The organism is Paenisporosarcina sp. TG20 (genome assembly GCF_000286315.1).
In the GTDB taxonomy this organism is placed as follows: Bacteria; Bacillota; Bacilli; order Bacillales_A; family Planococcaceae; genus Paenisporosarcina.
Genome location: NZ_ALJG01000194.1, coordinates 1 through 8,583 on the forward strand (window position 1 = coordinate 1; position 8,583 = coordinate 8,583).

5 protein-coding genes are annotated in these 8,583 nt (G+C 36.2%); all 5 read right to left on the reverse strand.

Going from position 1 to position 8,583, the window contains the following annotated elements; genetic code table 11:
- Positions 1 to 724 precede the first annotated feature (724 nt).
- The 5 genes from mutL to miaB all read right to left on the reverse strand — a co-directional run bounded on the left by mutL (position 725) and on the right by miaB (position 7,895).
- Positions 725 to 2,524, reverse strand: a complete 1,800-nt coding sequence (gene mutL / locus B371_RS0103450; RefSeq protein WP_019412919.1) for a DNA mismatch repair endonuclease MutL — start codon at positions 2,522 to 2,524, stop codon at positions 725 to 727.
- A gap of 24 nt (positions 2,525 to 2,548) precedes the next feature.
- Positions 2,549 to 5,125: a DNA mismatch repair protein MutS gene (gene mutS / locus B371_RS0103455; protein ID WP_019412920.1), complete on the reverse strand. Its 2,577-nt coding sequence runs from the start codon at positions 5,123 to 5,125 to the stop codon at positions 2,549 to 2,551.
- Between the two features lie 70 nt (positions 5,126 to 5,195).
- Positions 5,196 to 5,741 carry an outer spore coat protein CotE gene (cotE, locus tag B371_RS0103460; protein ID WP_019412921.1) on the reverse strand — a complete coding sequence of 182 codons (546 nt, stop codon included), beginning with the start codon at positions 5,739 to 5,741 and terminating at the stop codon, positions 5,196 to 5,198.
- 187 nt (positions 5,742 to 5,928) lie between these two features.
- Complete coding sequence (locus tag B371_RS0103465; RefSeq protein ID WP_019412922.1) at positions 5,929 to 6,357, reverse strand: RicAFT regulatory complex protein RicA family protein; 429 nt, start codon at positions 6,355 to 6,357, stop codon at positions 5,929 to 5,931.
- Positions 6,354 to 7,895, reverse strand: a complete 1,542-nt coding sequence (gene miaB, locus B371_RS0103470; protein ID WP_019412923.1) for a tRNA (N6-isopentenyl adenosine(37)-C2)-methylthiotransferase MiaB — start codon at positions 7,893 to 7,895, stop codon at positions 6,354 to 6,356. Before miaB ends, B371_RS0103465 begins: the two co-directional genes overlap by 4 nt.
- Positions 7,896 to 8,583 lie beyond the last annotated feature (688 nt).

An 8,583-nucleotide genomic window follows, 5' to 3' on the forward strand; every position in this document is an offset into this window, starting at 1 on the left:
TGATTAATCAGTTGTTGGATTTTTTATATTAGAAAACACCGGACAAATTACGCCCGATTCTTTAAGAAATCACACAGTATCAACTTTTTTCCGGTATGATTTCAGTTACAACGTACTTTCATGTTTCGAATCTAGCGTGCGCTGCAAAGACATGCGGACGCTTTCCATTGGCGGTCCGTGAGACTCCTCGTCGCCTTTCACTTACTCATTCTCCTTATAAAAATCAACAGTGAGAACAAGATATTTTTAAAAATAAATAAATAAAATTGTTCTAACTTGTAAAAATGAGCGACAAGCAACTCGTCCTAAGACAAGAACTTTGTGCGAATAGAGAATTGTTCTTATTCAATATATTTGGAATGGAATTAAATAGTTTTGTTTTTCTGTTGGTAAGAAGTCATTAATTATGTCTGTTTCAATACATAGTCGACTTCTTTTAATGAGACGACTTTTACTCTATATAGCTACTGAAATAATTTTTATCGTTCATATCGGGAGTTCTATCGGTCAAATTGAGGCTTCTATCAGTCAAACTTGGGGTTCTATCAGTCAAACTGTGCGTTTTATCAGTCAAACACGTCTCATAGACAAGTTAACTTGTTGCAACATGTCTTCGTTAAACAGGAAATTTATATAAATATTCTCTACCTATCGAATAGTCATGTACACTGAAGTACTCAAAATAAAAATACGACCACTTTATAAAAAAGTGGTCGTTAAATGATTACATAACACGTTTAAACATCTTTTCAATCTCATAAGTTGAGAAATGAACAATCACGGGACGTCCATGCGGGCACGTAAATGGATGTTCAGCTTGTTTTAAGTCTATTAAGAGCTTGGACATATCATCTTTAGTCAAATAGTGATTCGCCTTAATCGAGCGTTTGCAACTCATCATTATAGCTGCCTCTTCTCGTAACTTCTTAACATCTGTTTTTCGATTGTTTAATACTTGTTCAATTAGTTCTTTGATAATCTCTTCTTCAAAACCATTTGGAAACCATACTGGATGTTCGCGTACAATAAATGTCGTAGGGCCAAACTCTTCAAGAAATATTCCTATTTCTTCAAGTTTATCTGTATATTCCTTTAAGCGTAAAGCCTCGTCCGCAGAATAATGCATTGATAAAGGAATAAGCAGTGATTGTCTTTCTATTGCTTGTACGTCCCCCACTTTTTCACGGAAAAATTCATACTTTATCCGCTCTTGGGCTGCATGCTGATCAATTAAGTAAAAACCATCAACACTTTGGGCAACTATATACGTACCATGGATCTGTCCAACGATATCGAGTTCAGGGAATGCTTCTTTTGTCGAGATCGCTTGCATGTTTTCAATTGTAGGAACAAATGTTTCTTGATGTTCATATGGTTCTTTTACCATGGCTGTTTCGGAAGTTTTATTGAATGTTGCTATTGGGGGTGACTCTGATGGTGATTTTGTTGTTGGTTGGCTTGAATTTGATTTCCACAAATCCATTTGCTCACTAGGTGTAATGATTTTTTTTGGTTTTTCTGCTATTTCTGGTGCCCTCATAACCGATCGAAGACTCTGTCGAATCGTTTCTTCGACTAGTTGCTGTAATTCTTTTTCTTTACTTAATCGTATTTGTTGCTTGGATGGATGTACGTTTACATCCGTCAAGTATGGATCCGCTTCGATATGTAAAATAACAAGTGGGTATCTACCAATCGGCAAAAAGGTATGGTACGCATTGACAATCGATTGTTGAATACCATAATGCTTAACCCAACGACCGTTAACTAGAAGCGTAATATAATTTTTTGATGCACGTGTGATTTCTGGTAATGATACATACCCATGAATTCTATAGTCAGCTGACTCTCCACTAAAAGCAATCATTTTTTTAGCAATTGATAGGCCATAGATTGCTGCGATGACTTGTTGTAGGTCATCACGCCCATTTGTGTGAAGTAACACCTGATCTCCATGTGATAATTTGAAGGCAATGGAGGGATTACATAGAGCTAGCCTATTCAGTAAATCAATCGTGTGACCTAGTTCCGTTTGAATAGTTTTCATGTATTTTAAACGAGCTGGTGTATTAAAAAACAACTGAGCTACCTTGATATCCGTGCCTTTACGGAGTGCTCCAGCTTGTTGTTTTTTTACATGACTTCCTTCAAGAACTAAGCTTGTGCCAGATGAAACACCATCCGAAGTCCATAATGATACTTTGGATACAGAAGCAATACTTGCTAGTGCTTCCCCTCGGAAACCAAGTGTTCGAATACGAAAAAGATCATGTTCATTTGAAATTTTGCTAGTTGCATGCCTTGAAAATGAAAGCATTGCATCTTCTTCATCCATCCCACTACCATTATCTGTTACTTGAATGACTTGCAGTCCCGCTTCTTCTAAATTCACATCAATCGAGGTACTACCTGCATCAATTGCATTTTCTACGAGTTCTTTTACAACAGAAGCAGGCCGTTCAACAACTTCACCGGCAGCTATTTTATTCGATAAAGTTTCATCCATTAAGTATATATGTCCCATATGAACGACTCCTTTCTCACTCGTTTACTTGCCTATTTTTTGCTGCAAATCATATAAAAATTGAAGAGCGTTCATTGGTGTTGTTCCGGTTATATCAAGTTCACGAATGGTGGATAACACTTCAGCTTGGTTTGACTCCTCTTTTGAAATTTTTTCAGATTTATGTTTAATTTCTTGGAAGAAAGTCAATTGTTCATTTACTGTAGAATTTTGTTCCTGACTATCATGTTTTTTTGTTTTCTCAAGCTCTTCTAGAATTTCTCTTGCCCTTATCAGTATAGGTTCTGGTAACTGTGCAAGTTGTGCCACGTGAATACCGTAACTCTTATCAGCTGGACCATTTTTTACTTTATGTAAAAAAACAACTTTGCCGTTTTGTTCCACAGCTGCTACATGTATATTTCTTAGTTTATCTAAGTGATTTTCTAGTTGTGTTAATTCATGGTAATGAGTTGAAAATAATGTATTGGCACGAATTTCTGTATGAATGTATTCCATCATCGCTTGTGCCAATGCCATCCCGTCATATGTCGATGTTCCTCGACCAATTTCATCGAATAATAATAAACTACGTTCAGTTGCATGAGTTATGGCATATGTTGATTCTAGCATCTCTACCATGAATGTACTTTGCCCTGCTGCCAAATCATCTGCTGCGCCTATGCGCGTGAAAATTTGATCAGTAACAGGTAGCAAGGCCTCTTCTGCCGGAACATAACAACCCATTTGCCCCATAATCACGGTAATTGCCACTTGTCGCATAAATGTGCTTTTACCTGACATATTAGGACCCGTAATTAACAACATATTTTGTTCGGAGGTAAAAACACAATCATTTGGTACATAATGCTGATTGTTCATCATTTTTTCAACTACAGGGTGGCGTCCATTGACTATTGTTAATTCTGTTCCATCATGGAAGGTTGGTTTAGTTAGTCGGTAATGGTCTGTTACTTCAGCAAAACTTGAAAACACATCTAGTTCACTTACTTTAGAAGCAAGAAGCTGAACTTGTGGAATAAATTGTTTTACTTTTTCTCGTAGTTCAATTAATAGAGAATACTCTAAAGCTAAACTTTCTTCTTCAGCTGTTAGAATTAGTGATTCCTTTTCCTTTAACTCGTCCGTTATATAACGTTCCGCATTAGCTAAGGTTTGTTTCCTTTCATAGCGCGTCAGGTCAGCTAAGTGAATGTTGGATTTAGTGATTTCAATATAGTAGCCAAATATCCGATTATATCCGATTTTGAGACCTTTAATTCCTGTTCGTTCTCTTTCTTTCAGTTCTAAAGCAGCAATCCAATCCTTGCCGTTTTTCTTTGCATAACGAAGTTCATCTAATCGCGTATTAAAACCGTCGCTAATGATATCCCCGTCTTTCACAGAAAGTGGTGGATGTTCTGCAATTGCCTCTTGAAGTAAAGTCAATAGTTCCGTACACTCGTCCAAATGAGTTGCCGCTTTTATTAATGCAGACTTTGTACTGTCTTTTAATTGATTTTTAATTTGCGGAATTTGTTGCAGCGATTGTCTTAACTGACTTAAATCCCGTCCATTTGCAGTGCCAAAGGAAATACGACCAATTAGTCGTTCCAAATCATACACTTCTTTTAAAGTTTCTCTAATGTCCGCACGAATGAAATATGCCTCAAGCAATTCTGTCACAATTTCAAGTCTTGCTTCTATTTTCAAACGATTTGCTAATGGTTGATGTAGCCACTGCTTTAATTTCCGCCCACCCATTGCCGTCATAGTTTCATCTAGCAACCAATACAAGGTTCCTTTTTGGTCTCCACCTCTAATTGATTGAATCAACTCTAAGTTTCGTTTTGAATGAAAATCAATCGTCAAAAGTTCTTCACGCTCTTGAAATTTGAAGGCTTGAATGTGATCCAACGACTGTTTTTGAGTTCGAAGCAAATAATTGACAAGACGTCGACAAGCTCCGTGAACTTCTTTCGGACTTTGTTCGACAAACGTTTCTTGGGACTCTAGCTTAGTTTCTTCTATTGACAATAGAATGGAATTTGCTTCAGCTAAATCTGATAGAACAACAAATAGTTGTTCTGATACAACGAGTTCTTTGATAGATAATGTTTGTAATTCTTGTATTAGATTCTTCTCAGTTCCTATTAAAATAGTACTTGTTCCTTCGCCAGTAGATAAATCTAAATAAACATAAGCATAACGGCTTTCATCAATTTCTTCTGCTGAAGCGATAAAATGATTACTTTTTCCGTCCATGCTTTTACTCTCAGTTATTGTACCTGGTGTAATTAAACGTACAACCTCTCGCTTAACTACTCCTATAGCTAGTTTAGGATCTTCTGTTTGTTCACAAATCGCTACTCTATGTCCTTTTTGAATTAGCGTTTCTATGTAATTTTGTGCGGCGTGATGTGGAACACCACACATTGGAATACGTTCTGCACTTCCCCCTGCACGACTAGTCAATGTGATTTCAAGAATTTGAGATGCTCGAATGGCGTCCTCAAAAAACAGTTCATAAAAATCTCCCAAACGAAAAAATAAAAATGCATCAGTATACTCTGACTTTACTTGCAAGTATTGTTGAATCATAGGTGTATAGGTAGTAGTCATGTCAAAACCTCTTTCAAATAATAGCTATTCTTTTATTATACCAAAAAAAAAGCCGGATTTCTTATCCGGCTTAAGATGAAGAGGATGAATCAGTAAATTCTTCAAATGAAGATGTAGAAGATGATGAAGATGAACTTTCATCTTTATACGACCACTCTTCTTCGTAGTCTAAAGGTTGAACTTCAATACATACAGTCGTTTCACCGACTATATCTGCATGCAATTCTCTTTCTACTGTCACTTTAAATTGTTCTCCATTCGGCGTGATAATAGCCTCTGTGCAATTTGGTTGTTGAATTACACGAATATGAATTTCTTCAGCGCCTAGCGATTCTTCATCTCGATAATACAGTTTAATTCTTTCTTTGTAAGGTATCGACTCAGAGAAAACAGAGGTTTTAGAATGCTCGTGGTGAGCATACCATACATTAATATCATATTTTCCTGTCACCTCAACAAATTTCCCATTCTTTCTCGCTTGATGTGTGTGGTTAATAACCCAACACCCTAAGATACTAGATGGGTTATTTGGCGGACGTAATGTGTTACAAACTTCATCTCTTTTTTTCCCTTTTGCCACAACTGCTTTTGTCACGATTTGACGGACATTTTTCAAAGCCATCCTCCTTCGCTCGATTCCTTTTCATCATATGCAGGTTGTGCCCATAAGGTGAAAAGAAAGTACAAAGATACTTGAAAGCTCAATAATCGCTATCGAGTTAAATGTACGGACCGCTATCTATATGAAAATAAAAAACCTGTTTCCCAAAATATCAGGAAACAGTTTAAATACGTGACTTTTATCAGCTAACCGGCTTACCACTTTGAACTTTAGAACCTGTTTCTCCACGAAGTAAGTCGCCTTCAGTAGATTCAATAATTTGAGTTGTTACCTGATTGGAAATTGCGTTTGCCACTAGTTGAAGTAATTCATTTACTTCACCTTGCGATTGCTTAAACTCTTGAACAATTGGAATTTCATCAATTTCTTCTTCAATTTTTTCAATTTTACCTTCAATTAGCGACAAAGCTTTTTCTTTTCCGTAATGTTGGAAATTTACTGCTTGTTTTTGAAGACTTTTTAAACTTGCAATTTTTTCGCGTATTTTTTGATTTTCATTAATTTGAGCTTCTGCTCTCTTGAAAAAGTCAACTTCATCTGTGTGTGAAATCATATCTGCAATTTCTTTTGCTTTTTGAATAATATCATCTTTAGTATAGTTTGTTGTCATGTGACACCCACTTCTTGGCCAGCGAGGACTTCAATAAATTCGCCTCCTAATGACCATGTTTTTGTATTTGTAATTTTTACTCGTGCAATTTTTCCAATTATTTCTTTAGGACCTGTGAAATTAACAAGCTTACTAGTTCTTGTATATCCAGCTAAGACGTCTTTATTCTTCTTGCTTTCACCTTCGACTAACACTTCTACAATTTGGCCTTCGTAAGCGTCCATTGCTTTTGCAGATAATTCATTAACAAGATTATTTAAACGTTGTAAACGTTCCTTTTTCACTTCCATTGGAATATTGTCTTCCATTCTCGCTGCAGGCGTTCCTTCACGTGGAGAATAAATATACGTATAAGCTAATTCGAATCCGACTTCTTCATATAAAGACATGGTTTCTTCAAACTGCTCGTCCGTTTCATTTGGAAAACCTACAATGATATCTGTGGTTAATGCTGCATCAGGTAATGCTTTTCTAATTTTATGAACTAATTCTAAATATTGTTCTCGGCTATATTTGCGCGCCATCAGTTTTAGCATACTAGTCGATCCTGATTGAACAGGTAAGTGAATATGTTCTACTAAATTACCTCGTTTTGCGAGAACTTCAATTAAATGATCATCAAAATCACGTGGATGGCTAGTAGTAAAGCGAATTCTAGGGATATCGATTTGTCGAAGATCGTTCATTAAATCACCTAAACGATACGAAAGATCCGTAAAATCTTTCCCATATGCATTTACATTTTGGCCTAATAATGTGACTTCTTTATATCCTTGTGCTGCTAAGTGTCTTATTTCTTGAATGATGTCTTCCGGTCTGCGGCTCCGTTCCTTTCCGCGTGTATACGGGACGATGCAATACGTGCAAAACTTATCGCATCCGTACATGATGTTGACCCATGCTTTAATTTTACCATGTCGAACTTTTGGTAAATTTTCAATCACGTCACCTTCTTTTGACCAAACTTCTATAACCATCTCTTTTGACAGATATGCTTCATTTAAAATTTCCGGTAATCGATGAATATTATGTGTACCAAAAATCATGTCAACTTGATTATAAGTTTTTAAAATTTTGTTTACAACAGATTCCTCTTGAGACATACATCCACATACCCCGATTAATACATCTGGATTGTCGCGTTTTATATTTTTATAGTGACCAAGTTCTCCAAATACTTTATTTTCGGCATTTTCTCTTATCGCACATGTGTTTAGTAAAATGACATTTGCTTCTTTTACATCTTCAGTTGGAGTGTAACCTAGTTGCAAGAAAATACCTGCCATTACTTCTGTATCATGCTCATTCATTTGACAACCGAATGTGCGAATAAAGAACTTACGTGTGTCACCCATATTTAAAAATTTAGGATCAATCTCAAAATCTTTATGATAATTTATCTCTTCTTTCCCACGTTTCTTTGCTTCTTTTAAGGAAGGGGGAACGTAAACAGATTCGAAGTAAAGACTATAATCTTTTGCATCTTTATTTTTCTTTTCTCCTACTTGCGAGCTATGTAAGCGTTGTTCTTCATTCATAAAAAAACCCCTTTCACCGGATTCATCATAACTAGAGAAAACCTAATTACTCTATTATACTGAAGAGTAAGGGATTACTACAAGGTGCTAGCCTAAATTGTCGTTGTTTCGACAAAAAAATCTATATTTTTTCACTTTCATTAATCTTTGCCTATTAATGTGTTCTTCAAGTTAAGGATTCACATCATGGATTGGAAACCCTTCAATTCAATCGGATTTATTGATTTTATAGAAACATAAGCCACCATCTACCATGAAAAGTGATCCTCAATCAAAAAAGAGATAATAGTAAAGCCCTTCAAAAAAATAAATATTGAAGGGTATACTTTAATATTGTCTTTTTGTCTACAAGTGTTTTCATACAAAGTATATAAATTTAGTGAACCATGAACCCAGTATTCCCGGTATTATAAGGAGTAGATTCTAGTATGATACCGCTGATTTGCAGTCCAGGCGGACGCTCGCGGACCGTCCGCCTGTTTCTGCATCGCTACGCTAGCTTCGAAACATGAAAGTGCGTTGCAACGGAAATCAACAGATCTAAATAGAAGGCTGTCTTATCCTTTAAACTGATACTTAAATCATCTGTACTTTCTTAAAGGACCGGGCGTACTTTGCCCGGGTTTTCTCACAAGATAAGAAAGTATATGAAATGGATGTGCCACGAACTCAGTGTTCATGGTGTTTT